This window comes from Bacillus sp. 007/AIA-02/001 (assembly GCF_004634455.1).
Taxonomy (GTDB): domain Bacteria; phylum Bacillota; class Bacilli; order Bacillales; family Bacillaceae_G; genus Bacillus_A; species Bacillus_A cereus.
Map to the genome: position 1 here is coordinate 147,652 of NZ_SEIY01000001.1, position 25,926 is coordinate 173,577.

Consider the following 25,926-nt stretch of genomic DNA (forward strand, 5'->3'; position numbering starts at 1 on the left):
ATAGTTGAATGAAATGCAAAACAATGATAATATAAAAACGAACACAAGTTCGATTTTATAAACTTAAAAAAGAGGTGTCCGTATGATTTTAGGTATTAATCCGTACTTAGTTTTAGATGGTAGTGGGCAAGAAGCTGTACAGTTTTATAAAGAGGCTTTAGATGCAAAAGTAGAAGTCATGCAAACTTTTGGTGACATGCCTGAAAATCCAGAATACCCGATTCCAGCTGAAGCGAAAGAGCGCGTTTTACACGCTACTTTAAAAGTTGGTAATACGGATCTTATGATTTCTGATACATTCCCAGGTCAAGGACATGCAATCGGATCTCAAGTAACAATCGCAATTCAAATTAGTAATGCAGAAAAAGCAAAAGAAGTATTCGATAAGTTACAAGAAGGTGGAGAAGTTATCATGCCACTTCAAGAAACATTCTGGAGCCCAGCATACGGACAAGTAAAAGATAAATTTAATATTGAATGGCAAGTTACAACGTCTACTACTGAACAAAAGTAATTTTTAGAAAAGCACCATGTTTTGAACTGGTGCTTTTTTTTTATACAATAAAAAATAAAGGAGATGGGATATATGGGAGAAATTTGGTATGGCGGCACCATTTACACAATGAGAGAAGAAAATGAAAAAGTGGACGCTGTTTACGTTGAAAACGGCATAATTGTTGATGCTGGTAATAAGGGAGAATTAGAAAGCAGATATTCAAACGTAAAGTTACATGACCTAAAAGGAAAAACAATGATTCCAGGTCTCGTTGATAGCCATATGCATCTTATTGGGCATGGAGAGAGATTACTCCGTCTAGATTTATCAAATTGTACATCTTATAGCGAAGTACTGGCTCTCGTTCAGAAGCAAGTGGAAGAAGCTCCAAAGGGCTCTTGGATTATTGGAGAAGGATGGAATGAAAATAACTTTACAGATACGAAAGATGTTCACGCGCGTGATTTAGATGAAATTTCGAAAGACCAGCCTATTTTATTAAAGAGAGTTTGTCGTCACGTTACATGGGTGAATTCATACATACTGCAAGAAGCGAATATAACAGAAGCGACAGAAAATCCAAAAGGCGGGAAAATTGGCAGGGATTCATCAAATAAGTTAACAGGACTTTTATATGAACAAGGGCAAGAATTAATTAAACATGTTCAGCCAGAAATTGATGAAGCTTATTTACAAAGAGCTCTGCAAACAGCGATTAAAGATTGCTGGAAATACGGACTTGTTGGCGGGCATACGGAAGATTTAAATTATTATGGTGGTTTTAGAAAAACGCATAATGCGTTTTCTCATGTGATAAAAGAAATGCCATTTAAAGCCCATTTGCTCGTTCACCATGAAGTAGCACATGAACGAAAAGAATATGAAAATGAACATTATATTGAATTTGGGGCAATGAAAATTTTTTCTGACGGTTCTTTTGGCGGAAGAACAGCATTATTAAGTGAACCGTATGAAGATGCGAAGGAAACGAATGGGGTTGCGATTTTCTCATGTGAAGAACTTGCAGAATTAGTGAAGAAAGCACGAGATTTACATATGCCAGTTGCGATTCATACTATCGGTGATTTATCGCTTGAATATGTCATTGATGCACTCGAATTATATCCACCAGCAAAAGGGTTACGTGACCGCATTATTCATTGTCAGCTTGCTCGTGAGGAGTTAATTGAAAGAATGAAAAACTTGCAAGTCATTATAGATATACAGCCAGTCTTTCTTTCATCAGATTTTCCGTCAGTCATTGAAAAACTAGGAGAGCGCCGTCTTCGTTATGCGTATGCTTGGAAGACATTACTGGAAGCAGGGCTACATTGTAATGGTGGCTCAGATGCCCCCATTGAACAAGTAAATCCGTTTCTAGGTATATATAGCGCTGTTACACGTAGAAGTTTTATTGACGGTGTATGCTATATGCCTGAGGAGAGATTAACGGTTTATGAGGCTGTTTCTTTATTTACAACAGGAAGTTCCTATGCAATCGGAAAAGAAGCGAAGCGAGGGCAAATTACAAAAGGATATGAAGCAGACTTTACAATATTAGAACGCAATATTTTTGAAATTGAGGCAGAAGAAATAAAAGAAGTAGAAGCAGAAATGACCGTAATAGATGGCCAAGTTGTCTATAGAAAAAATGCGTAAAAATATATGAGCGATTATTAAAATATATCGACTTACCGACAAAAACTGACAAGAATAACGGGTGGATAGTAAGAGAGTATTGTCCGCGCCAATCGGGGCAAATAAATAACCGCAGAATTATGGAATTCCATAATTCTGCGGTTATTTTAATCCTATAAAAACGTTCTCTGTACTTTTTCCCAGAAAGAATTGTTTTTTAATTTAACTGTTTTAATTTGTTTATCGCTTAAGCGTACAACAGCTTTTTCCACTTGTTTAATGCTAAGCGCTTCGTTATCCATGCCGATAACGGGATAATCGTTACCGTCTGGTCTTAGTTTTAAAGTTAATGTACGTTCGTGATTTAAAATGAAAGGTGAACCGAGCGTACGGTAAGTGTTGTTGTTTAAAGATGCTAGTTCGCTTACTTGGAAACATGGAATAAGTGGGTCAACAACTGCGCCATGCAATGATTTATTGTAAGCAGTACTTCCTGTTGGGGTAGAAACTACTAAACCGTCACCTCTAAATGTTTCGAAATATAAATCATCAACGTGAACATCTACAACGAATGTTTTTATAATACTAGAACGTAATGAGAACTCATTTAAACAATGGAAAGATGTACTGTGATCTACATCTACCTGAATTGTTGGATATTTACGCACTTCAATTTCATTTTTTGTAATTTCTTGAAGGGCTGTATCAACGTGATCAATATGGAAATCGCAGTAGAACGAAGTTTCATCTTTCGTAGAAATCCCTGCGTATAAGCAATCTTCCCTAAAACCAGTTTTACGAACGGCTTGTAAGAAGGTTGCATCATCTCCAACACTGACGATAGCGTTTGCATTTTTTGGATGATCTAATATGGTAAATCCATTCTCTTCTAAAATACGATAGATTGGTTTCATTTTTTCAACGAGCGTTGCTTTGTCATCACCATAAAAGAAAAATAAATTGCGACGATCTGCCATTATGTATCCCTCCACTGCAGTTAAATTTTCTGTTTTTCGTGCTACATATCATTAGAGTCCGTTCCCTGATGATATGTTCAAATAATATATTTCGATATAAAATGTCAAAATACCTTTTTATTTTTAGAAAAATTTTTATATTCAATCTTATAGAACTCTGTTTAATGATGAATAAAGTTGTCGATAATGGGTACGGAGTGAAAGGATGATACGTATGAAGTGGCTCGTAATTGGAATAATAATTCTTCTTCTTTTTATTTTGTTTATACTATTGTCAAAAATAAAGCTTAAGGTGACATTTTTATATTCAGAAATGGAAAAGAAATGTTTGCTTCAAGTGAAAATATGGATGATTCGATATACATTTGATGTGTTGGAAAGAATTGAAAAACAGCAGAAAAAGACAGGACAGAAAATCGAAAAAGCTGAAGAGGACGGCGGACTCGATAATAAAATTATGGCGCAACTTGACAGCATTGGTGAACTGATAAAAAAGCTTCAAGAAGTTCATACTATTGTTAAAGATTTTCTCAAACGAGTGAAAATCAATGGTTGGAAATGGCATACACAAATTGGAGCAGGCGACGCAGCTAGTACTGGAATTGTCACTGGATATGCATGGGGGACAAAAGGTATGGCTGCTGGAGTTGTCGGACAATATATGCATATTGTCGACGTACCAGAATTTGAAATTACCCCAGTTTTTCAAGGAAAAGGATTTGCATCAAGATGTGAGTTAACAGCATCTTTTCGTATATTCCGCACTATAAAAACAGCGGTGAAATTGCTCATATTTATGAGGAAGCAAAGATCTGGTATGACAGAAAAATCTGTTCAAGCATAGGGGGGATATAGAATGGACCATCCAATTCAAGGTTTAATGACAACAGCAATGCAGCATTTAAAACAAATGACTGATGTAAATACAATTGTTGGTGACCCAATTAAAGCGGCAGATGGAAGTGTAATTCTTACTGTTTCGAAAGTAAGTTTCGGATTTGCTGCTGGTGGAAGTGAATTTGGTAAAGTAGAACATTCAGGCCGCCATCCATTTGGCGGGGGAAGTGGTGGAGGAGTTTCTATTAATCCTGTTGCTTTTCTTGTTATAAATGGAGATGGTGTGAAAGTATTGCACTTAGATAAACAAACACATGTCATCGATAAAATAATTGAATTAGCGCCACAAGCTGTTGATAAAGTGAAAGAAATGATGGATAAACGAAAAGAAGATGATCCTGAATTTCAAATTTAACCAATAAAGAAGCTAATCAATAGGTTAGCTTCTTTAATTTTTTTGTAAATAAAGCGATTTTATTTGCATTATCGATAGGGACAAACTATCATTTACATTGTACATATTTTGTTTAAATAAGGGAGGATTTTCAAGTGGCAAACGTAACTTTTAAAGGTAATCCAATGACTTTAGTTGGAACAGAAGTTAAAGTTGGCGATCAAGCGCCAAACTTCCAAGTATTAGCAAACGACTTATCTCCAGTAAGTTTAGAAACATACAAAGGCGAAATGAAATTAATTAGTGTTGTACCTTCAATCGACACAGGTGTGTGTGATGCACAAACACGTCGTTTTAACCAAGATGCAGCAGGTATTGAAAACGCGAAAGTATTAACAATTAGCGCTGATTTACCATTCGCTCAAAAACGCTGGTGTGCAGCAAACGGTTTAGAAAATGTTGTAACACTTTCTGACCACCGCGACCTTTCATTTGGTGAAGCTTACGGCTTAGTAATGAAAGAACTTCGTTTACTTGCTCGTGCAGTATTCGTAGTAGATAGCAATGACAAAGTAGTTTACGTAGAATACGTAAGCGAAGGTACAAGCCATCCAAACTATGAAGCAGCATTAGAAGCAGCTAAATCTGCGAAGTAATGTGAAGAAAATGACCTCTTATAAAGAGGTCGTTTTTTCTCATATATTGCTCTGTAACGGCATCGATATATGAGAAAAAACGTTATATCATATATAACTAAAGGGGAGCTCTTTACAGGAGGTCGCTTTTTCTTTTTGGAAAAAATCACTTTGTGGTATGATATAAGTTATGTGTAAAAGAGAGAAGGAGGAATGTACGTGAGTCAGACAGTAGAAACATTATTTTCTATTTTTGATTCTTCTGCGGTAGTTTTACGTAAAGAATTAGATGTAACATATTTAGAGGCGCTTGTAGAAACAGGTGATAACTTGTTTGAGGGAGCGATTTTACAAGAGGAATTATCCGAATCAGCAATTGAAAGGCTGAATCGTGAATATAGTACGTTTAATGAAGAAACATATAAAGGTGAAGAAATTCGTAAAGCATTTCAGTTAGCCATCTTAAAAGGAATGAAAGAAGGCGTACAAGCGAATCACGAAATGACACCTGATGCAGTTGGGATGTTCATGAGTTACTTATTCCATAAATTTATGCAAGGTCAAAATGAAATTACAGTTTTAGATCCTGCAATTGGAACAGGTAACTTAATGACTACAGTGTTTAATAGCGCTAAAGAAGGACTAACAATGAGTGGATTTGGTGTAGAAGTGGATGAAGTGCTAATTAAACTTGCTTTAGTAAATGCAAATTTACAAAAGCATGCAATCGAATTCTTCCATCAAGATGGACTAGCACCACTTTATATCGATCCAGTTGATGCAGTCGTTTCAGACTTGCCAGTTGGTTATTATCCAAACGAAATCGGTGCAAGTGAATATAAATTAAAAGCAGATGAAGGAATGTCGTATGCCCATCACTTATTTATTGAACAAAGTGTGAAACATACGAAAGAGGGCGGTTACTTATTCTTCTTAGTACCAAACTTCATTTTTGAAAGTGACCAAGCACCGAAATTACATGCATTTATTAAAGAAACATGCTTTATTCAAGGGTTATTACAGCTTCCTGTTTCCATGTTTAAAAACGAGAAAAATGCAAAAAGTATATTTGTTCTCCAAAAGAAAGGCGCTAATGTAACAATGCCAAAACAGGCGTTATTAGTGGAGTTGCCTAAATTCTCTAACATGAAGGCGATGGAAGACATTATGGATCAATTAAATACTTGGTTTGCAACACATAAATAAAGCTAGGTATATGTAACAGCATTAGTGATTTATGTAGTACAGTTTTATATAATATGTCATATTTTTAAATATATACAAGATTTAACTGAATTTTTTTGAAATCTGTAATATATATTTTTTCTTGGTGTTACAATTTTTTCACTTGAAATATATGTCGGACGATGTTTAAATTAAAATCGTGAGTATAAAATTTGCTAATGATGAAACGTTTTCATATTTAGTGAATTTGATCAGATAAAATCGAGCGGTTTGTGGAAACATCCACACAACTACCAAGAGAAAAAGGGGCGAAAGACTAGATGTCAAAAATCATCGCGATTAACGCAGGAAGCTCTTCCTTAAAATTCCAATTATTTGAAATGCCAAGTGAAACAGTATTAACAAAAGGTTTAGTAGAACGTATCGGTTTAGAAGATAGTATCTTCACTATTACTGTAGATGGCGAAAAACAAAAAGAAATTACAAACATTCCAGATCACGCAGTAGCAGTTAATATGCTTCTTAAAAAGTTAACTGAAAACGGAATCGTTAAATCTCTAGATGAGATTGGCGGTATCGGTCACCGTGTTGTTCACGGCGGCGAAAAATTTGCTGACTCTGTTTTAATTACTGATGAAGTATTAGCTGATATCGAAGAATTAAGCGATTTAGCACCACTTCATAACCCAGCAAACGTTGTTGGTATTAAAGCATTCCAAGAAGTATTACCAAACGTACCAGCAGTAGCAGTATTCGATACAGCATTCCACCAAACAATGCCGGAATCTGCATTCCTATACAGCTTACCATATGAGTACTATGAAAAATTCGGCATCCGTAAATACGGTTTCCACGGAACTTCTCATAAATATGTAACTGAGCGTGCGGCTGAATTATTAGGTCGTCCAATTGAAAGCTTAAGCTTACTTTCTTGTCACTTAGGTAACGGTGCAAGTATCGCAGCAGTAGAAGGCGGTAAATCTATTGATACTTCTATGGGCTTCACTCCACTTGCTGGTGTAACAATGGGTACACGTTCTGGTAACCTTGACCCTGCGTTAATTCCATACATCATGGAAAAAACAGGCCAAACAGTAGAAGAAGTAGTTAACGTATTAAACAAGAAGAGTGGTATGTTAGGTCTTACTGGTTACTCTAGTGACCTACGTGACATCATTGCGAAAGAAGAAGAAGGCGACCACCGTGCGAAAGTAGCACTTGATGTATTCGTAAGCCGTATCCACAAATACATCGGTTCTTACACTGCTCGTATGAAAGGTGTAGACGCAATCATCTTCACAGCTGGTGTAGGTGAAAACAGTGCGATTATTCGTGAGCGCGTATTAGAAGGCCTTGAGTACATGGGCGTATACTTCGATGCAAAACGTAATAACGTATTCGGTGAAGAAGCATTCATCAGCTTCCCACACTCTCCAGTAAAAATTATCGTAATTCCAACTGACGAAGAAGTTATGATTGCTCGTGACGTACTACGTCTTGGAGATATTGGTTAATATATGAAAAAAAGACGAAATCCTATAGGATTTCGTCTTTTTTCTTTTGGATGTATTTTAAAACTCTATCCGGATATAATATTTTTTCTTTCTGAATGAATGCCGTAATAGGAATCCATTTCGCATATGCTACTGTTTCCTCATCTTGTATATTTAATATTTTCATTTCATATAGTGACGTGTCTAATAAACGCAAAGAATATAGTTGAATAATTTCATGACCAATGTCTCCATCTAGATGAAAGACATTTTCTAAACAACCTAAATAATTGGTGATTTCCACTTCTGTATGAAGCTCTTCCCTAAATTCACGAATAACGGTATGTGCTGATTGTTCACCAAGTTCAATTGAACCACCAAGAGGTCGGTAAAATGTTTCATCGGCTGAATGATATTCTTGTACGAGAAGACGCCCGTGATGTATAGCAATGCCAAAAGCCTTTGCACGTGGATACATATACAATCACTCCTTATTTTTTTGTATAAGGAAGATTATAATATGTTTTGTAGTAAAGGTGTCATGTATTTAAGAATGTGGTCTAATTGTAATGCCATCAAATAAGTCTTTCCAAAATGCTTCATTGTATTGGTATACATCCATAATAGGACATTTCATAACGCAAACACGTTGTAATCCCCAATCTTCTTGGGTGATAGTTGGTATATCGGCAGGAATTAGTAACAGGACAGAGAATGTATGTGTAACGATTTGAGATAAAATTTGTTCTAGGGAACATGCTTCTTCATATGTTCCTCCAGTTCGAATAAATAATATGGATTCGGCCGTTTCAATTGTAGCTAGAAAACGATTAATACGATGTTCATAATTTAACTTAATTTCTGTATAAGAAGGCCAAGAAGTTGGTGTGTTTACATCTGTTTTAAAGTCATGACAGGAGTCAATTTCATAAAGGTTGTCCCTTAATCTTAATTTTGCATCATCATCCCAAAATGAGATGAAGGATAAATTTTCGAAATTTAAAAAGCGGTCAAATCGATTTTGTAATAATACATTCACTTTTTCTAATGAGGGGCTTAGCATAAAATCAATAACGCCAAAAAATGGTGATAATTCTAATTGATATAATGCCCAAGCAGGCCAGCAGTTTTGTCCTAAGCTGAATACCGCATTATATTCTTTTTTTATATCGGATAGATTCATGTGATTTATCTCATCCTTTTTGTTAATATTTTATGCCATTCAAAAATGGTATGTGAATAAAGATAGACAAGCATATTTGCAAAGAATAAGCAGAAATATGTTACAATAGAAAAAAATCGAACGAGGTGGTTGTTACGATGCGATCGAAGCGAGAACAAGCCATTTTAGACAATATAAAAGAATGGGAAGCGCAATTAGTTGAGCAAGAAGCGACCGATTTTCAAAAAGTGTTTGATAAATGGTTACATACTACAGTTGCGAAATTACCTGAGAAAAAGCGAAAAGAATTCTTCACGAAAGCAGATGGATGGCTCTTTCATTTGCATGCATTTATTCAAAGTTCACAAGCACAGTTAGATGCACGTAATCGGATTTTAGGAACATCAAGATTATTTGATGAATCGATTGAACAGCTTGAAGATTTGAAAGCATTATCTATTGATCAATTAACATACATAGCAGAGCAGCAAACAGCACGTCATCGTCTATATTCATTTGTACAAGGCGGGGCAACAGGTGCTGGAGGTTTATTATTATTAACGGCGGATTTTCCGGTTATGATCGCATTAAATGTGAAGGCAGTCCAACTTATTGCAACATCATTTGGACATGATGTGAACAAGCCGTATGAAATGATGCTTGCGTTAAAGGTGTTTCATGCGTCATTACTACCAGGAAGACTTCAGCAATACGCATGGTACAATTTATTGCAAGAGCTGGAGCAAGAAGATTCGTTCTTCTACGAAGGAGACGAAGCAGTGCTACAAACAGCTTCTACTGAGGTTGTGTTAAAACAAATTTTGAAGACATTTTCGATTTATGCTCTTCGTCGTAAATTATTCCAAGGTATACCGGTAATTGGAATGGCAATTGGATCTACAGTGAATTATCGTTTAACAAGAAACGTTACTGAATTTGCAAATAGATTTTATCAAGTGCGCCATATAGTCGAGAAAGAAAAAAGAGCATAAAAAAAGCGAGAGGCCGAAGCCTTTCGCTTTTTTAATTTGTTGCATGTTTTTTAGACATTGGAACAGATACTGGCTGCTTTTCTGCTGTTTTTTCTGTTTTTGGATAATAAATTAAATCCAATGTTTTTGCCTGTACGGCAATCGAAAGAATAGTAAAAGCAATTTCTGTCCAATTTAAATAATATAATGAAAGCGCAAGAACAATCGCGTCAAAGACGAAGAAAATTTGCCCAATTGTAAAACGAGTTCGTTTACTTAATACAATTGTTAAAATATCGTCTCCACCGGTTGCACCGCCAAATCGCAATATAAAACCGAGTCCAATACCAGCTAACGCACCGCCAACTACTGCAGCTATAAATAAGTTATTTGATAAATCTACCGTAAATGGAGAATAATTTTCCATAAAGGAATAAAATACTCCGAATGAAATTGAACCTAGGAATGAATAGCCAACCATTTTTCTACCTAAAAATGAAGCACACAGTAAAATAATTGGGATATCCATTAATACAGTTGAAATAGATGGTGAAATATCATAAAAGTTTTGAATGAATAGTGCAATTCCTACAAAGCCACCTTCTGTTAAGTGGTTTTGGAAGTGAATGTGATATAGCGCTGCTGCTAAAATAAATGAACCGATTAAAACCATAAAAATTTCTTTAATAATTTGCCGACTTTGGATGTTCCTCATCGTTATTCCTTCTTTCCGTAGTTAGTAGTCCTTTTTGTGTTGTAAACTAACTACGAGCTCACATGTAGCTTTCAGTTAGTTTACGAAAAAACTAACTACGCTATATGTCGCTGAAGAAATAACGAATAATCCTCTCGTCCATCAATTCTCCCTACCTTCGTTTTAGTTTAAGTCTTAAAACGACTAAACAAAACGTGGAGTAGGATTCTTCATTTAGCAATCCTGCTCTTCTTTGTTTTGTTTAGTTAGTAACAATTAAGTCCTAAACAAAACGCTATGTGTAAGAAGAGTCTTTTTTTTGCCAAATTATCCTTCGGGCAATCATAATTTCCCCACTCTCGTATTTTTTTCGCTAGACTAAAGTATCTGAGCTGAAAAATACGCTACGTGTATGATTCGTCAATACGATGCCACATGCTCCTTCGAGCGATCATGATATCAAAATCCCTTCCTTCAAGATTTATACTATTATATCATACTTTTAAAAAATGTATGCGGATGGAAACCGACAATAAACGGAGGGAATCTACAAAAAATGTTATGTTTAAATATTTTTGTAGAAAAGCCTAAGTTATTTCGGAGGATTGGACAGTTTGTAACGGTTTGTCCAATAAGTAAGAAAAAAAGGTTTTATTCCGTTGTATTCTTTTCATCACTTTTATCTTTGAAAAACGCATCCCAACTAATCACACTTAAAAAAGTTAAAGCGATAATAACGAAAGCACGCATAAGCTGTAGACCTCCTTTTGTACATAGTATATGAATCATTCGATTCGGAATGTGTCATTTTTTTACAAGTCTTAACTATTATGAGAGTATATTAATATAGATAGATGAAGGGGAGAGTGAAGGTATGCTAAAAGAAATGTTCAAAAGAAAAGAATTAATATGTATTTCATGTCAGAAAAAAATTCAATATGAAGAAGAGCTTGTTGCTTTTGTAAAGTTGCCGAAAGAAAGAAGTATATTAGTTGGCCCTTTTGATGTGTGTTTGGCAAAAACAGCACAAGAGATATATTGTAAATCATGTTACGACAAAAAAAGCATGACCCAAAGTAATTGAGGGGCATGCTTTTTTCATTGGTGTGCTTTCCCCTCAGATACATTTTGAGTGAGTCGATACCAAAGCCAAAGGTCATTAATGATGGAAGCAAGATCGGCAATTTCTGAATTTAGTTTACAAGAAACTTCGAAGTCTTCTTCGTTATTTAAATAATGTTGTTTTTTATTAATATAGTGCTCAAGTTCTTTTATACGATCAGGAATTTTCCCGCGAACTTGTTCCCATTTTAGTAAAATAGCATGTTGCATTTTTTCGGGGATTTCTTCCCAGTCTTCTTGTAAATGTGGAATTTCAATTCCTAGATGTTCATCGTATAAGAAATACTTTTCCATAAGTTCACCCCCGTTTTCCTGCTTATATTGTACAGAAAAACAGAAAGAAGTTCGACGAAATTGTTTGAAAAAATTTGAAAATGACTCTTGATACATTTTGTGAAAGGTGTTAAAGTGTGAATTATTATAAAAGAAAATGAATATTTATTCTTTAGGGGGATGCAAAATGGAGAAGAAAAAAGTTGTATTAGCATATTCCGGAGGTCTTGATACTTCCGTTGCAATTAAATGGTTACAAGAGAAGAATTATGATATTATCGCGCTTTGTTTAGACTTAGGGGAAGGTAAAGACTTAGCATTTGTAAAGGAAAAGGCACTTTCAGTAGGTGCAATTAAATCATATATGATTGACGTTCAAGAAGAATTTGCAAACGAATATGCATTGATGGCGATGCAAGCACACACATTATACGAAGGAAAATACCCTCTTGTCTCTGCATTATCTCGTCCGCTTATTGCGAAGAAATTAGTAGAAATCGCAGAACAAGAAGGCGCAACTGCAGTTGCACACGGATGTACAGGAAAAGGAAATGACCAAGTTCGTTTTGAAGTTTCTATCCAAGCATTAAATCCTTACTTAGAAGTGATTGCGCCTGTACGTGAATGGAAATGGTCACGTGAAGAAGAAATTGCATATGCAAAAGAAAACGATGTACCAATTCCGATTAATTTAGATAGCCCGTTTTCAATCGATCAAAACTTATGGGGACGTAGCAACGAATGTGGAATTTTAGAAGATCCATGGGCAGCGCCGCCAGAAGATGCATATGAGATGACATTAGCGTTAGAAGATACACCGAATAAACCAGAGTTTGTAGAAATCGGATTTGAAGCGGGCGTACCGACTACTTTAAATGGCACTGCATATTCACTTGCAGAATTAATTAAAACGTTAAATGCGCTTGCTGGAAAACACGGCGTTGGACGTATTGATCACGTAGAAAATCGTCTTGTCGGTATTAAATCTCGTGAAGTATACGAATGTCCAGCAGCAATGACGTTAATCACTGCGCATAAAGAGTTGGAAGATTTAACACACGTAAAAGAAGTAGCGCATTTTAAACCAGTGATTGAACAGAAAATAACAGAACTTATTTATAACGGTTTATGGTTCTCACCTTTAAAACAAGCGCTTCATGCATTTTTACAAGAAACGCAAAAGAATGTAACAGGTACAGTGCGTGTGAAATTATTTAAAGGTCATGCGATTGTAGAAGGACGTAAATCTGAATACTCTTTATACGATGAAAAATTAGCAACATATACTGCCCAGGACGAATTTAATCATGATGCAGCAGTTGGATTCATTTCATTATTTGGTTTACCGACGAAAGTATACAGCCAAGTGAATCAAAAGAAGGTGGAAGCGTGAGCAAACTTTGGGGCGGACGTTTTACTGAAGAAGCGGAAGCGTGGGTTGAAGAGTTTGGAGCATCCATCTCTTTCGATCAACAATTAGTAAATCAAGATATAAACGGGAGTATTGCACACGTAACGATGCTAGCAAAGCAAGGCATCGTTACGAAAGAAGAAGCAGAGAAAATAAAGATAGGTCTTCAATATTTATTGAAAGAAGCAAAAGAGAATAAGCTACAATTTTTAGTAGAAGCAGAGGATATTCATTTAAACATCGAAAAAATGTTAATTGAACAAATTGGCGAAGTAGGAGGAAAACTTCACACTGGCCGAAGTCGTAATGATCAAGTAGCGACAGATATGCATTTGTATTTAAAAGAAAAGGTAGAACATATTATAAAAGCTACAAAACAATTGCAAACTGTTCTTGTTCATCAAGCAGAAAATAATATTGAAACGATTATGCCTGGCTATACGCATTTGCAACGTGCTCAGCCGATTTCATTTGCTCATCATATTCTCGCTTACTTTTGGATGTTAGAGCGTGATGTAAATCGTTATGAAGATTCGTTAAAGCGTATTAATATCTCCCCATTAGGAGCAGGAGCGCTAGCTGGGACGACATTCCCGATTGACCGAGAATATAGTGCGGAGCTTCTTGGATTTAATGGAATATATGAAAATAGTTTAGATGCAGTAAGCGATCGTGATTTCATCTTGGAGTTTTTAAGTAACTCATCTCTGCTTATGATGCACTTATCGCGCTTTTGTGAAGAACTTATTTTATGGAGTAGCCAAGAGTTTCAATTTATTGAAATGAGCGATCAATACGCAACTGGAAGCAGCATTATGCCGCAAAAGAAAAATCCGGATATGGCGGAACTAATCCGTGGTAAAACAGGCAGAGTATACGGTAATTTATTCAGTTTACTTACAGTAATGAAAGGATTACCGCTCGCTTACAATAAAGACTTGCAAGAAGATAAAGAAGGAATGTTTGATACAGTAAAAACAGTAGAAGGATGCCTTCATATTATGGCAGGCATGCTTGAAACGATGACTGTAAACAAAGAAAAAATGGGGCAAGCTGTGACGCAAGATTTCTCTAATGCAACAGAAATTGCCGACTATTTAGCAAACAAAGGACTACCATTCCGTCAAGCTCATGAAATTGTTGGGAAGTTAGTGCTATATTGCACACAAAAAGGAATTTATTTATTAGATGTCCCGCTTGAAACATATAAAGAAATGAGCTCTTTATTTGAAGAAGATTTGTATGAAGTTCTTTCACCATATGCGGCTGTAAAGCGTCGTAATAGTTCGGGTGGAACAGGATTTGAACAAATCAAAAACGCTTTGGAGAAGGCGAAGGGGTTAACGAAAGAATTTATTAAGAATTGAGTTGGGAAGTACGCCAGTCTAGTAAAGTCTGGCGTACTTTGTTTTTTAATAATATTTAAGTTACAATATAGTAAAAAATAACAATTTAGGGGAAGTCTATGAAAAAAATAGTGTTTATCATTGTACTGGTAATTAGTTTAATTGCAAATGCTAAAGTGTTTCTTTTGGACAAATATATGTATGTTGGTGAAAAAGAAAAGCGAGAAGAAGCGATTATCGCAACGATGTGGCATTTGCAAGATAAAGGATATAAAGAAAGTGATATTTTATATATAAAACCGGCCTTTTATAGCAAAATGGATTCGTATGGAATGAATGTGCAGTTTAAAGATGAACCAAATGAATCATATACATATAGAGTTTTAAAAGATACGAAAACAAATAAACTAACTGTACACCAAGATAGCAATGAGCAAGGTGGTATGGGCGGGAAGCATCAAGAGCTTAAATAAAGAAAGAAAACGACTGATGGCATTCGCCTGCAGTCGTTTTTCTTTTAATCATACTTATGTCGATCTTCCGTAATTCGAATATACTCAATATCCATCAAATCTCTAAGTAATGCACCGTTACTTAGTTCAACGCCATGTTTCTCTTTAAAATGAGTACGAATCGTATCTAGCATTTCGAGTTCTTTCCCATTCACATCTAAAATAATACGTTCAGAATCATCCATGTTGCATCCTCCTTTTTTACACATATATATTTTGTCCGTCTATTTCTAAAAAATGTATGTTAACGTAATGTTAGGAAATAAGAAAGGGATGAAAAATGAGACGTATTTATTTTATAGGGTTAATTTTGTACACGCTAATTGTATTACACGTTGCATTCCCAAATATCTTTTCATTTGAGGATTTAGAAACAGTACACGTTGCGATATTTATTTTTGCTCTATTTGTAGTAGATTGCTTTATTTCTATATGGATTTCGAAAAGAAAAGATATACAAGGTGAAAAAGAAATGGAACGGAAAAAGAGAAAACATTCATTTTGGATGATGACATACTGTTTGTCTTTAGTGCTTACTGCTGCTTTTTTTAGTGAACATATTCCATTAGAAAGATTAAATATTGGATTTGGAGCGTTCGTATTTGCATACTATTTTTTTATGCACTTTCTTCCTTATATGAAAGAAAAGCGAGGAGAAGAGGAAAATCCGCTTGTAGAAGAAGCGAGAGAGCAAGAGCATAAGAGAATAGAAGAAGATATAAAGAAACTCGGAGAACAAAAGTGGTATTTAAAATCAAAAATCATATATGTTCTTTGCTTTATTACGCCGCCAATTGGCTATTTGTACGTTTTCTTACTTCGTAAAAAAATGACAGCAGATGCAAGGCAAACGTACTTAACGATCGCGACAATTATGATGGCATTATGGTCTTTGAAGTTTCTTCCGCCTTATGTGTTGGCAATTACCGTTGTTGTCGTAGCATGTCTTGTGTTTATAGTGAAGTTTATAAAATGAAAAACACCAAGCCTATGTGGACTTGGTGTTTTATCTATAAATTAAAGCTCACCTTGTTCCTCATCACCACGAACAACAAGGACATCGCATTTCGCATAGCGAATAATATGTTCAGAGACGCTACCAATTAGGAAACGCTCAACAGCATTTAAACCAGTCGCACCACACATAATTAAATCTACTTTATGATTTGGAGCGATTTCTTTTGAAATTTTTGATTTAGGATTACCGAATTCTAATACAGTTTCAATTTTTTCAAGACCAGCTTCAAGCGCAGTTTTTTTGTAGTCTTCTAATAAGTCTTCTGCAAATAGATTTGCACGTTCCGCAATTGCACGGCTATAAGCTTCTACTGCTGAGTATGCTTTTACATCAACGATATGAGCAATTGTTAATGTTGCATTGTTGCGCTTTGCGACTTGAATTGCTTTTTTAAAGGCTTTTTCTGCTTCTTTAGAACCATCCACCGCGATTAAAATATTTGTATATGTATTATTCATAGTAAATTCCTCCCAATCTGTTTTATAACTGTTTACAACTTAATTATAAAACAAATTTTGGTAACGTGCTTGCCAGAAACGTTACAGAATTTTGAAAACTCTGTTTCAATTCATTTTAGTTGTAATTGGAGCGAGAACTTGTTACATATGAAGTATAGCAATTTAAAAGGGGGCAGTTTTGTGAGACATGCGCTCATTACAGCCGGTACGAAAGGTTTAGGAAAGCAAGTAACAGAAAAGTTATTGGCTAAAGGCTATTCAGTAACAGTAACGTACCATAGCGATACCACGGCTATGGAAACGATGAAAGAAACATATAAAGATGTGGAAGAGCGTCTACAATTCGTGCAAGCGGATGTCACGAAAAAGGAAGATTTACATAAAATAGTAGAAGAAGCGATGAGCCGTTTTGGCAAAATTGACTTTTTAATTAATAATGCTGGTCCATATGTATTTGAACGAAAAAAGTTAGTTGATTATGAAGAAGATGAATGGAATGAAATGATTCAGGGAAATTTAACAGCGGTATTTCATTTATTAAAACTTGTCGTTCCGGTCATGAGAAAACAGAACTTTGGCCGTATTATTAATTACGGATTTCAAGGGGCGGATAGTGCACCGGGATGGATTTATCGTTCAGCTTTTGCCGCAGCGAAAGTAGGACTTGTTTCATTAACGAAAACAGTTGCTTATGAAGAAGCGGAGTATGGTATTACTGCGAACATGGTATGTCCTGGTGATATTATAGGCGAGATGAAAGAGGCAACTATTCAAGAAGCACGTCAGCTGAAAGAGCATAACACACCGATTGGTAGATCTGGAACAGGTGAAGATATTGCAAGAACCATTTCGTTTTTATGTGAGGACGATTCCGATATGATTACCGGTACAATTATTGAAGTTACTGGTGCAGTGGATGTTATTCATAGACATCGATAGAATAAAATAAGATGAAGTTTCGAATAATTGGACAGTTTATCCATTGTGCTGAGAGGTGCGGATAATACTGTCCTTTAATATAAAATTAAATCTATCGGAAAACTCGTGTTATTTTTTTGTCAAATATTGAGATATTATGTTAAAATATAAGAGCGTAGAAAGCGCTTTAAAAAAAATGATTCAGGGGTCATTTCATAACTCAAGGGGGAACTAATCATGCGTATCGGTATTCCAACAGAAATTAAAAACAATGAAAACCGTGTGGCAATGACGCCAGCGGGAGCAGTACATTTAGTACAAAATGGTCATGAAGTTTTTGTTCAAAAAGGAGCAGGTTTAGGATCTGGCTTTACGGATGAAGAATACGTACAAGCTGGTGCGAAACTTGTAGAAACTGCTGAAGAAGCATGGAATCAAGATATGGTTATGAAGGTAAAAGAGCCAGTAGCAAGTGAATACGGCTATTTCCGTGAAGGTTTAATTTTATTCACATACTTACACTTAGCTCCAGAACCAGAATTAACGAAAGCATTAATCGATAACAAAGTTGCATCAATCGCATACGAAACAGTACAATTAGACAATCGTTCTTTACCTTTACTTGCACCTATGAGTGAAGTAGCTGGTCGTATGTCTGCACAAATCGGTGCACAATTCCTTGAGAAAAACAAAGGTGGTAAAGGTATTTTACTTGCAGGCGTTCCAGGGGTAAAACGCGGCAAAGTAACAATCATCGGCGGTGGTCAAGCTGGTACAAACGCAGCTAAGATTGCAGTAGGTTTAGGTGCAGATGTAACAATCATTGACTTAAGTGCAGAACGTCTTCGTCAATTAGATGATATTTTCGGTAACCAAGTAAAAACATTAATGTCTAATCCATACAACATTGCAGAAGCTGTTAAAGAATCTGACCTTGTTATTGGTGCAGTATTAATTCCAGGTGCAAAAGCGCCAAAACTTGTAACTGAAGAAATGATTCAATCAATGGAACCAGGTTCTGTCGTTGTAGATATCGCGATTGACCAAGGTGGTATTTTCGAAACAACTGATCGTATTACAACTCATGACAACCCAACTTACGAAAAACATGGCGTTGTTCATTATGCAGTTGCTAATATGCCAGGTGCAGTTCCACGTACGTCAACTCTTGCATTAACAAACGTAACAGTACCATATGCAGTACAAATTGCGAACAAAGGCTACAAAGATGCTTGCTTAGGCAACACTGCATTACTAAAAGGTATTAACACATTAGATGGATATGTAACATTCGAAGCAGTTGCAGAAGCTCACGGCTTACAATACGCTGATGCGAAAGAGCTACTTGAAAAAGCTCCTGCTTTATCATAATAGAAATACATTCGAGACCTTCCTTTATGAGGAGGGTCTTTTTTTATGGAGAAATAACATGTGAATAATTGTTATTTATTGGTGTAAATCGATTTTTATTATGATAATTTAGAATTATATAACAAAAAGAGGGGATTCAATGGGGAGCAAAAAGAGGAAGAAAAATCAAGTTAAGAGACAAAAGTATATGAAGAGAAAACAGGAACAGAACATACCTTTTTCAAAAAAAGTAGTCCTTATGATAGAAAAAGTATTTCGATATATTTGTATGTTCTTGTATGTGATTTTTTGTGTGTTTTTATGTGGGATGGTTAAATGTTTGGGGATAACCCCTAATGTTATTGAAGGTATTTTTGGCGTTATGCTTGTTATGGTAGAAGGAATCTTATTCTTTATATTATTTGATAAGGTTTGGCCTAGTCATGAAAGTAAAAAAGATAGAAAAAGAAGCAAAAAATCTTCATCCAATTCAAGCTCATCAAGTGGATTCGGTGACTACAGTAGCAACGATTGTAGCAGCTCAAGTGATGGCGGAGGAGATTGCGGAGGTGGTGGAGACTAAGTTGGTTTTTCAGAAGAACGACTAATGGAAGGATGGGATGAAATATGGAAACTGTGAACTTAATAGAATTAACAAAAGACATTCAAGATCAACATAAAAACTTCGTCGTTTCAAACATAAACAGTCATTGCTTACGCATCGCTGTATTTACTGGTGAATATGATTGGCACTATCATTCTAATTCGGATGAATTATTTATTGTGCTAGAGGGAGAGTTACTTATTGATTTTGAAGATGGAGAAACGGCGGTTTTAAAGCCAAATGATTCTATTTTAATTCCAGCATGTACGATTCATAGAACGAGAGCATTAAAGAGGACGGTAAATCTTTGTTTTGAACATATAGAGGCTGATACGATTATAGTGGAGCAATTATGAAAAAATTATCTGTAGCCGAGTATAGAAAAATCATTCCGATTTTGGAAAGTAATACAAGAACGACGACATTTGCTTATGCGGTATGTGATCAAATGGTAGATGGTGAGATTTTTGCCAACGAGAAGTTAACAGCAGGATTAATTCGTACAGTTAACGGTATCTATTATTTATTTGGTCATACGGCTGATCAAAATTATAATGAAGATTTATTGATGTATTTAAAAATGGCTATTGAAAAAACAGAGAAGAGATTTACACTATTCGCTTCAAGTGAAGAGTGGGAAATGATGATTGAAGGGCGTTTTAGTAATGTACTTCGGAATATGCCACGAATGAAATTCCAAAGAGAAATCTTTGAAGAGCGAACACAAGATGCAAATAAAAATACATATGCAGTGAAGCGTATTGATAAAAGTGATATAGAACGAAGCAGTGAATTTACAGAGAAGTATTATAAAGAATATTGGGGATCAAAAGAACTATTTTTGAACGGTGGTTTCGGATTTTGTATAGAACAAGGTGGGATGATTATAGCTGAATGCGTCTCAATATTTAGAGGGAATAGTTTTGCTGAAATCGATATTGCTACGCATAAAGCATATCAAGGGAAAGGATTAGCTCAAGCTGTTGCGACACGGTTCGTTGAGCATTGCATGCAAAATGATATTACACCGTGCTAGGATTGTTATGTAGACAATATTCCTTCGCAAAAACTAGCTAGTAAATTAAGTTTTCATAATCCGATAGAATATAGATTGTTTGTACGTAAGAAAACGGGGGAATAAAAATGAATGTGGAATTAACGAGATTCAAAGTGAAACAAGGTAAAAGTCATCGTGTAGATGAATGGATACAGCTTCTTAATGACAATATGAAAGAAGTGCTTTTGACATTAAACGACGAAAAGATGTACGTTGAGACAATTTTCCGGGAAATAAGAGATGGAGAAGAATACTTATATTGGTATTCTGTGCAAGGAGAAGGCGGGGCTCTTGTCGAAAATTCTCATTATGAAATCGATAAAAAGCACTTGGAATTTTGGCATGAATGTATTGATGAAGAAGCACCATCTGTTGATATGAAAACGGAAGTTGTTATGATTCAAGATGTTGTGAGGGAAGCGATGGAATAATAGAGTAATATTTTGTGAACAAAAAACAGTCTTATTTTTTTGCTGAAATATATATTATTGGAGATGCTATAGGATGAGAATTAGTAATAAATATATCACTCTCGATGAAATAGAGATAATAAGAGAATCCTTAAATAAATTGCATGAATATCATAATAATAAATCAAAATATTTTTCTGGCGATTACCCAAGAATGACATTTGAGGAACGTATTGAAAATTATAAAAAGAACTCAAAGTACGGAGAATATAGAATTGAATTATTGATTGAGTCAGAAACAGATAATATATTAGGATTTTGTATAGCGTATAGTAAAAGCGTAAGCGGAAAGATTGAAGTTTTATTTGTTGATGAAAAATACCGAAGAAACGGATTTGGTTTGAAATTAATGAATAGTGCAGTGGAATGGTTTAAAGTGAAAAAGATAGATGAAATTGAATTAACAGTAGTGTATGGAAATGAAGCTGTATCATTTTATGAAAAGCTGGGATTTTATCCTCGTTCAATTATTATGGCAACTAAGTCATAACGATAGTATGGGGAGAGATGAGTGGGAGTTTTTGTTTCAAAAAAATGGTTCATATTTTACTAAATTATATGTGAAGAGCACATCAAAATAAATGTGCTTTTTACTATGGAAAAATTTATAAAAGCTGTATTTGGATATCTTTAAGTGAAAATAAAGAGGGATATCGAGAATATTTTAGGATAAACTATAAAGTGAAACTTTAATCAGTGGGGGGGCATCCCCTACTGATTATCAGCCCTCACCAATCGGGCTTTTACGAGCAGTCCGCCCCCCCTAACTTCTTTGCTTCCGCTGAATTTTGATGTGGGGTCTTACTGCCTGTTAATGCGGGATAAAGAAATAAAAAACACCAAAACAAAAGACTTACCAATATACGGTGTAGTCGTAACAGGAAAACAGAGGATTTACAAAGTTTACAAGGGTCACCGTATATTAAGGCTGCTGTAAGAGGTGTAACAGTTGAGAAATATTGATTACAAGTAATTAATGTGAATAATCAGAAAATTTATGTTATAATATGGGAAAAGGAGGTTTATATGAGGCAAATACATGGAGCAATTTATATTTACATAACAATGTTTTTCGTGGCGATATCCTATGGATTGGGGCACGTGTATTCGCATCCTATACTAACTTTTTTAAGCGGAGCATGTATGGCGTTTGCGCTTCTTGTCCACCTTTTCTCAGTTTGGATCGTGAAATTTCAATTAAATATTAGTGAAATAGAAGAAGGCACTTTTTGAGTGGCCTTCTTTTTTTAATAATATTTTGGAAGTTCTTGTAGCAATTTTTCAATTTCGCATTCTGTTTCTTCACATATAGACAGTGTGCGTAGTCTGAAGAATAAGCTGCGCAAGAAAGATTTAATATTTCCGTATAGGTACTCGTACGATTTAATATGTAATGTTTGTTTTTGGACGGGTAATTGAGCTACTAAATCATGAAGGGCTAATATGAGTACTTCTTCTTTTAGACCACTTTGGAGCATTGCGACAATCGGATAAACGATACGTTCATCTTCCTCATATTTGTAGTAAATAGAATGGACGCAAACTTTGTTTAATAAAGTTTGCAATATTTCTTCGTAATATAAAGCTTCCAGTTTAGGACTACGAACAAGCGCCTCAAATGTATCAGAAGCGTGAGCGATACTATGTGCCCAGCCGTGGTCTTGCACATATCCGCGGAAATCATGCTCGTTGTTCATATATAACACTAATCGATCTTTTACATGTAAAAGATCAGCCTGTGATAAGAAATTATGATTTGTATCGGCATCAATAATGAGTGCAATTAATAATGTTGTAAATGCACGGGTAAATACCGCATCTTCGTCATCCGAATGAATCTTATACAATAAATATTTGTCACTGATGCTTTCTAATAATAGTTTCTGTAATTGTGTGTGTGAAAGGTAGTCCTTTTTGATGAGATGGTAAAAAGTAGAGCAAATAAGTTTGTCCCTTAAATAGCTATCGGTAACACCGATATGTTTAAGCATATTGGAAATTAAAGAATCCATGTTAATTGTATCCATTACGTAATGATTATTACGAATTTCTTCTAACTGTTGTTGTAACATATAAACCACCTATTTTAGAAAATTCTGTATTTTAATAGTATAATAAGAGGAAGAAATAGACAATAAATAAATGCTTTTGAATGGAGGGGGGCATTATGAAGAGAGCATTATTCTTTTTCATTAGTATTTTCTTTTTAGGAAGCTGTTCCATTTTGTATGTTACTTTTTCTAGCGAGAGCAAAAGTTGGACTGGACAATATAAAGGGCATATTAAGGATGACAGTGAAGATGGGATGTTTACGTTTCAATATAAGGGCGGGGATGGAAAGACAGAATTTAAAAACTTAGAGATTGCTATTAATGGAGCCTTTAGTACAATGACACAAACGTCAGAAGTTCATAGAGGAGCAAAGGTTGAAATGAAGTCTTCTTGTGTAAGTTGCGCGCCTATCTCTAAAGATGAACCTATAGAAGTTGTGATTAAATGGGATGATAAGTATGAGGAGAAGATGGTGCTAAATTTGAAATAGTAGAGAAATAAAAAAGGCAGCAATCCCGCTGCCTTTTTTATTATTTTACAAATTGTAATTCTTTCGGGAATTTCGTTAAAATTTCTGATCCGTCTTTTGTGATGTAAATATCATCTTCAATACGAACGCCACCTACGTTTGGTACGTAAATACCTGGCTCGATTGTGAAGACCATACCTTCTTTTAATGGAGACTCGTTGCCAGCTTTTACATCTGGATATTCGTGTACGCTAATTCCAAGTCCGTGACCCAGGCGGTGTGGGAAGAAGTCACCGTAACCTGCATCTGCGATAACAGAACGAGCAGCGTTGTCGATTGCGCCAAGTGTAACACCTGGTTTACATGCTTCAACTGCTTGTAGTTGTCCAGCAAGTACAGTGTTGTAAATGCGAGTTTGCTCTTCAGAAATTTCACCGAATGCTACTGTACGTGTAATATCAGAGCAATAACCATCAATGATTACGCCTAAATCAAATAGTACGAAATCGCCGCGTTTCATTTTGTTTGCGCCAGGAATACCGTGTGGAAGAGCAGAGTTCGCACCTGCTAATACCATCGTATCAAATGACATTTTATGTATGCCTTTTGTTTTTAATTCGTGTTCAATAATTGCTAATACTTCTAGCTCGCTGCGGTTTTCTTTAATTGCATTTACACCAACTTCAACAGCATAGTCCGCCATTTTAGCTGCTTCGCGTAAAATAGAAAGTTCTTTTTCATCTTTAATTAAACGAAGTTCGCGAACTTTCTCCTCAGCTGATTTGAAAGCTGCATTTGGGAATAATTTCTTTAATTCTTCGTAGCGCTCTACGTTTAAATGTTCTTTTTCAATTGCAACTGCATTTGCATTGATGCCGCGGTCTTTAATTGCTTTTGCAATCATATCCCATGGTCTGTCAGTATCAGTAAATCCGATAATTTCATGTGCCCAGCCAGCGTTACGTGCTTGGCCTTCTTCCATTTTAGGGCAAATTAAAATAGGTTCTTTTTCTTGGAATACAAACATACCAAGAAGTCTTTCGTGTGGTTCACAGTGGAAGTTTGTCATGTAGAAGACGTTCGGTGTAGAAGTTAAGAACGCAGCTTCTACGTTTTTTTCTTTTAGCCATTGCATTAAATTTTCTAATCTAGCATTCATCGATTGGCACCCCCGAGATATTTAATTACAAATATAACTTTAACTCGGAAGAAAGCGTTATGACAAGTAAATAGATGTTAGAAAAGACAGGGGATTGAAAAATCATGTAGAATAAAAAGTGAGAATGTGAATAGGGGAGGAATGTAATAATGAAAGTATCTTATCATGGACATTCAGTTGTGAAAATTGAGGCGAATGGAAAAGTTATTTTAATTGACCCGTTTTTAACAGGTAATCCGAGAACAGATTTAAAAGCTGAAGATGTAAAAGTGGATGCAATCCTTTTATCGCATGGACACGGTGATCATGTTGGAGATACAGTAGAACTTGCGAAGAAAAATAATGCAGTTGTTGTAGCGCCATTTGAACTAGCAACATTTTTAAGTTGGCAAGGTGTAAATACACACCCGATGCATATTGGTGGTTCACATGAATTTGACTTCGGAAAAGTGAAGTTTACACAAGCATTCCACGGCTCTAGTTATATTGATGAAGAAAATAAGACGATTACATATACAGGTATGCCAGCAGGTATTTTATTTACAGCAGAAGAGAGAACTGTATACCACGCAGGAGATACTGCACTATTCTCTGATATGAAGTTAATTGGGGAATTAAATAAAGTTGATCTAGCATTTTTACCAATTGGTGATAATTTCACAATGGGACCAGAAGATGCTGTACTAGCGGCAAAATGGATTAATGCGAAAACTGTTGTACCGATGCATTACAATACGTTCCCAGTTATTGAACAAGATCCATATCAATTTGTAGAAAAGCTACAAAATTGTACAGGGAAAGTATTAGAAGCTGGAGAAAGTATTACACTATAGAAAAGAAACCCTTCATTTGAAAAGAAAAGTGAAGGGTTTTTACGTGTGTAGGACAGCTTTTAATGCTTGTATTTGTTTTGGTGATTCTTTTCTTTTGGTACGTGGCTGTTCAGGTGTTTCATTCAATTCCATTGTAACTTTTTTACCATCTACGAAAGCTAAAAATACAGCACCTACAACCTCTAAAAGTTTTTTCATCATGTGTTCGCTCCTTTGATTTATTTCTTGTCTTAATTGTATAGGTAATCAAGTGTGCGAACTATCGAATGAGATGACAATAGCATTACATTGTTGTAATAGAATGACTGGTGGAATGTAAGAGTTATTTTGTTATAAAAAAAATAGTACAGGTATGCAAAGAGAGAGTGTAACAGTTTTGAAAATATAGTATA

General features: G+C 35.4%; 32 protein-coding genes and 2 pseudogenes. 24 read left to right on the top strand and 10 right to left on the bottom strand.

From position 1 onward, the window contains the following. Window positions 1–82 precede the first annotated feature (82 nt). Window positions 83–514, top strand: a complete 432-nt coding sequence (locus ES895_RS00800; protein ID WP_000600350.1) for a VOC family protein — start codon at window positions 83–85, stop codon at window positions 512–514. A 72-nt stretch (window positions 515–586) separates the two neighbouring features. Beyond that, window positions 587–2,155, top strand: coding sequence for an amidohydrolase (locus ES895_RS00805; RefSeq protein ID WP_135238132.1), 1,569 nt, complete (start codon window positions 587–589; stop codon window positions 2,153–2,155). A gap of 152 nt (window positions 2,156–2,307) precedes the next feature. On the opposite strand, the gene ES895_RS00810 is transcribed toward ES895_RS00805, so the two are convergent. Next, the gene (locus tag ES895_RS00810; protein WP_000785186.1) at window positions 2,308–3,111 is read right to left on the bottom strand and encodes an NAD kinase; all 804 of its coding nucleotides are present in this window, start codon (window positions 3,109–3,111) and stop codon (window positions 2,308–2,310) included. A 205-nt stretch (window positions 3,112–3,316) separates the two neighbouring features. On the opposite strand from ES895_RS00810, the gene ES895_RS00815 reads away from it, so the two are divergent. The 5 genes from ES895_RS00815 (at window position 3,317) to ackA (ending at window position 7,676) form a co-directional block, all read left to right on the top strand. Next, on the top strand, window positions 3,317–3,955 hold the full coding sequence (locus tag ES895_RS00815; protein ID WP_002101410.1) for a DUF2953 domain-containing protein: 639 nt from the start codon (window positions 3,317–3,319) through the stop codon (window positions 3,953–3,955). Window positions 3,956–3,967: 12 nt separating this feature from the next. Beyond that, a complete protein-coding gene (ytfJ, locus tag ES895_RS00820) occupies window positions 3,968–4,363 on the top strand; it encodes a GerW family sporulation protein (protein ID WP_000350003.1) in 396 nt (131 codons plus the stop codon). Between the two features lie 134 nt (window positions 4,364–4,497). Then, window positions 4,498–4,998: a thiol peroxidase gene (gene tpx / locus ES895_RS00825; RefSeq protein WP_135238133.1), complete on the top strand. Its 501-nt coding sequence runs from the start codon at window positions 4,498–4,500 to the stop codon at window positions 4,996–4,998. 198 nt (window positions 4,999–5,196) lie between these two features. Next, the gene (locus ES895_RS00830) at window positions 5,197–6,183 is read left to right on the top strand and encodes a class I SAM-dependent methyltransferase (protein ID WP_000084367.1); all 987 of its coding nucleotides are present in this window, start codon (window positions 5,197–5,199) and stop codon (window positions 6,181–6,183) included. A gap of 299 nt (window positions 6,184–6,482) precedes the next feature. Beyond that, window positions 6,483–7,676, top strand: coding sequence for an acetate kinase (ackA, locus tag ES895_RS00835; protein WP_000034575.1), 1,194 nt, complete (start codon window positions 6,483–6,485; stop codon window positions 7,674–7,676). 22 nt (window positions 7,677–7,698) lie between these two features. Here the strand turns inward: ackA and ES895_RS00840 are convergent, their stop codons facing one another. Together ES895_RS00840 and ES895_RS00845 are read right to left on the bottom strand one after the other, a co-directional pair. Beyond that, window positions 7,699–8,133, bottom strand: a complete 435-nt coding sequence (locus ES895_RS00840; RefSeq protein ID WP_098207154.1) for an NUDIX hydrolase — start codon at window positions 8,131–8,133, stop codon at window positions 7,699–7,701. A 69-nt stretch (window positions 8,134–8,202) separates the two neighbouring features. After that, window positions 8,203–8,838, bottom strand: coding sequence for a DUF1796 family putative cysteine peptidase (locus ES895_RS00845; protein WP_001053732.1), 636 nt, complete (start codon window positions 8,836–8,838; stop codon window positions 8,203–8,205). A gap of 137 nt (window positions 8,839–8,975) precedes the next feature. Here ES895_RS00845 and ES895_RS00850 point away from each other — a divergent pair, with 137 nt between their 5' ends. After that, entirely contained in the window at window positions 8,976–9,809 is an 834-nt protein-coding gene (locus tag ES895_RS00850) for an EcsC family protein (protein ID WP_001256853.1), read from the top strand. Window positions 9,810–9,840: 31 nt separating this feature from the next. Here the strand turns inward: ES895_RS00850 and ES895_RS00855 are convergent, their stop codons facing one another. After that, window positions 9,841–10,503, bottom strand: a complete 663-nt coding sequence (locus ES895_RS00855) for a YitT family protein (RefSeq protein WP_001244515.1) — start codon at window positions 10,501–10,503, stop codon at window positions 9,841–9,843. 853 nt (window positions 10,504–11,356) lie between these two features. Here ES895_RS00855 and ES895_RS00860 point away from each other — a divergent pair. Then, the gene (locus ES895_RS00860) at window positions 11,357–11,566 is read left to right on the top strand and encodes a hypothetical protein (RefSeq protein ID WP_000910674.1); all 210 of its coding nucleotides are present in this window, start codon (window positions 11,357–11,359) and stop codon (window positions 11,564–11,566) included. Between the two features lie 14 nt (window positions 11,567–11,580). Here the strand turns inward: ES895_RS00860 and ES895_RS00865 are convergent, their stop codons facing one another. Next, the gene (locus tag ES895_RS00865; protein WP_000417216.1) at window positions 11,581–11,898 is read right to left on the bottom strand and encodes a hypothetical protein; all 318 of its coding nucleotides are present in this window, start codon (window positions 11,896–11,898) and stop codon (window positions 11,581–11,583) included. A 166-nt stretch (window positions 11,899–12,064) separates the two neighbouring features. On the opposite strand from ES895_RS00865, the gene ES895_RS00870 reads away from it, so the two are divergent. From ES895_RS00870 to ES895_RS00880, 3 genes are all read left to right on the top strand, one after another. Beyond that, window positions 12,065–13,270: an argininosuccinate synthase gene (locus ES895_RS00870; RefSeq protein WP_000412315.1), complete on the top strand. Its 1,206-nt coding sequence runs from the start codon at window positions 12,065–12,067 to the stop codon at window positions 13,268–13,270. Continuing rightward, window positions 13,267–14,655 (top strand): argininosuccinate lyase, encoded by a 1,389-nt coding sequence (gene argH, locus ES895_RS00875; protein WP_000041280.1) that lies wholly within the window; start codon window positions 13,267–13,269, stop codon window positions 14,653–14,655. Before ES895_RS00870 ends, argH begins: the two co-directional genes overlap by 4 nt. A gap of 98 nt (window positions 14,656–14,753) precedes the next feature. Further along, window positions 14,754–15,107 (top strand): DUF3139 domain-containing protein, encoded by a 354-nt coding sequence (locus ES895_RS00880; RefSeq protein WP_000724675.1) that lies wholly within the window; start codon window positions 14,754–14,756, stop codon window positions 15,105–15,107. Window positions 15,108–15,151: 44 nt separating this feature from the next. On the opposite strand, the gene ES895_RS00885 is transcribed toward ES895_RS00880, so the two are convergent. Next, window positions 15,152–15,331, bottom strand: coding sequence for a hypothetical protein (locus ES895_RS00885; RefSeq protein ID WP_000342765.1), 180 nt, complete (start codon window positions 15,329–15,331; stop codon window positions 15,152–15,154). 95 nt (window positions 15,332–15,426) lie between these two features. Between ES895_RS00885 and ES895_RS00890 the strand changes: the two genes are divergently transcribed. Further along, entirely contained in the window at window positions 15,427–16,122 is a 696-nt protein-coding gene (locus ES895_RS00890; RefSeq protein ID WP_001252886.1) for a hypothetical protein, read from the top strand. Between the two features lie 41 nt (window positions 16,123–16,163). Here ES895_RS00890 and ES895_RS00895 read toward each other — a convergent pair whose 3' ends face one another. Further along, window positions 16,164–16,622, bottom strand: coding sequence for a universal stress protein (locus tag ES895_RS00895; protein ID WP_001066673.1), 459 nt, complete (start codon window positions 16,620–16,622; stop codon window positions 16,164–16,166). 147 nt (window positions 16,623–16,769) lie between these two features. Between ES895_RS00895 and ES895_RS00900 the strand changes: the two genes are divergently transcribed. From ES895_RS00900 to ES895_RS00940, 9 genes and pseudogenes are all read left to right on the top strand, one after another. Then, complete coding sequence (locus tag ES895_RS00900; RefSeq protein WP_002062486.1) at window positions 16,770–17,561, top strand: SDR family oxidoreductase; 792 nt, start codon at window positions 16,770–16,772, stop codon at window positions 17,559–17,561. 216 nt (window positions 17,562–17,777) lie between these two features. Further along, window positions 17,778–18,911 carry an alanine dehydrogenase gene (gene ald, locus ES895_RS00905; protein ID WP_001219402.1) on the top strand — a complete coding sequence of 378 codons (1,134 nt, stop codon included), beginning with the start codon at window positions 17,778–17,780 and terminating at the stop codon, window positions 18,909–18,911. Window positions 18,912–19,050: 139 nt separating this feature from the next. After that, window positions 19,051–19,473, top strand: coding sequence for a hypothetical protein (locus ES895_RS00910; RefSeq protein WP_000534950.1), 423 nt, complete (start codon window positions 19,051–19,053; stop codon window positions 19,471–19,473). Between the two features lie 44 nt (window positions 19,474–19,517). Continuing rightward, window positions 19,518–19,850, top strand: a complete 333-nt coding sequence (locus tag ES895_RS00915; protein WP_000450931.1) for a cupin domain-containing protein — start codon at window positions 19,518–19,520, stop codon at window positions 19,848–19,850. Next, window positions 19,847–20,635: pseudogene (locus ES895_RS00920) on the top strand (GNAT family N-acetyltransferase). Before ES895_RS00915 ends, ES895_RS00920 begins: the two are co-directional and overlap by 4 nt. 2 nt (window positions 20,636–20,637) lie before the next feature. Then, complete coding sequence (locus ES895_RS00925; RefSeq protein WP_001100226.1) at window positions 20,638–20,982, top strand: DUF6176 family protein; 345 nt, start codon at window positions 20,638–20,640, stop codon at window positions 20,980–20,982. A gap of 73 nt (window positions 20,983–21,055) precedes the next feature. Continuing rightward, entirely contained in the window at window positions 21,056–21,511 is a 456-nt protein-coding gene (locus tag ES895_RS00930) for a GNAT family N-acetyltransferase (protein ID WP_001222923.1), read from the top strand. A gap of 333 nt (window positions 21,512–21,844) precedes the next feature. Beyond that, a pseudogene (locus ES895_RS29580) lies at window positions 21,845–21,984 on the top strand (anti sigma factor C-terminal domain-containing protein); the annotation flags it as partial. A 63-nt stretch (window positions 21,985–22,047) separates the two neighbouring features. Continuing rightward, window positions 22,048–22,254, top strand: coding sequence for a hypothetical protein (locus ES895_RS00940; protein ID WP_001248905.1), 207 nt, complete (start codon window positions 22,048–22,050; stop codon window positions 22,252–22,254). A gap of 14 nt (window positions 22,255–22,268) precedes the next feature. Here the strand turns inward: ES895_RS00940 and ES895_RS00945 are convergent, their stop codons facing one another. After that, window positions 22,269–23,093: a DUF2785 domain-containing protein gene (locus ES895_RS00945; RefSeq protein WP_000941453.1), complete on the bottom strand. Its 825-nt coding sequence runs from the start codon at window positions 23,091–23,093 to the stop codon at window positions 22,269–22,271. A 95-nt stretch (window positions 23,094–23,188) separates the two neighbouring features. Between ES895_RS00945 and ES895_RS00950 the strand changes: the two genes are divergently transcribed. Then, window positions 23,189–23,563, top strand: a complete 375-nt coding sequence (locus ES895_RS00950; RefSeq protein ID WP_135238134.1) for a hypothetical protein — start codon at window positions 23,189–23,191, stop codon at window positions 23,561–23,563. A 40-nt stretch (window positions 23,564–23,603) separates the two neighbouring features. Here ES895_RS00950 and pepQ read toward each other — a convergent pair whose 3' ends face one another. Next, window positions 23,604–24,701 (bottom strand): Xaa-Pro dipeptidase, encoded by a 1,098-nt coding sequence (gene pepQ / locus ES895_RS00955; protein WP_000994024.1) that lies wholly within the window; start codon window positions 24,699–24,701, stop codon window positions 23,604–23,606. Between the two features lie 149 nt (window positions 24,702–24,850). Here pepQ and ES895_RS00960 point away from each other — a divergent pair, with 149 nt between their 5' ends. Beyond that, window positions 24,851–25,534: a metal-dependent hydrolase gene (locus ES895_RS00960; protein WP_000868930.1), complete on the top strand. Its 684-nt coding sequence runs from the start codon at window positions 24,851–24,853 to the stop codon at window positions 25,532–25,534. Between the two features lie 39 nt (window positions 25,535–25,573). Here the strand turns inward: ES895_RS00960 and ES895_RS29125 are convergent, their stop codons facing one another. Further along, window positions 25,574–25,735: a hypothetical protein gene (locus ES895_RS29125; RefSeq protein WP_167754507.1), complete on the bottom strand. Its 162-nt coding sequence runs from the start codon at window positions 25,733–25,735 to the stop codon at window positions 25,574–25,576. Between the last annotated feature and the right edge of the window lie 191 nt (window positions 25,736–25,926).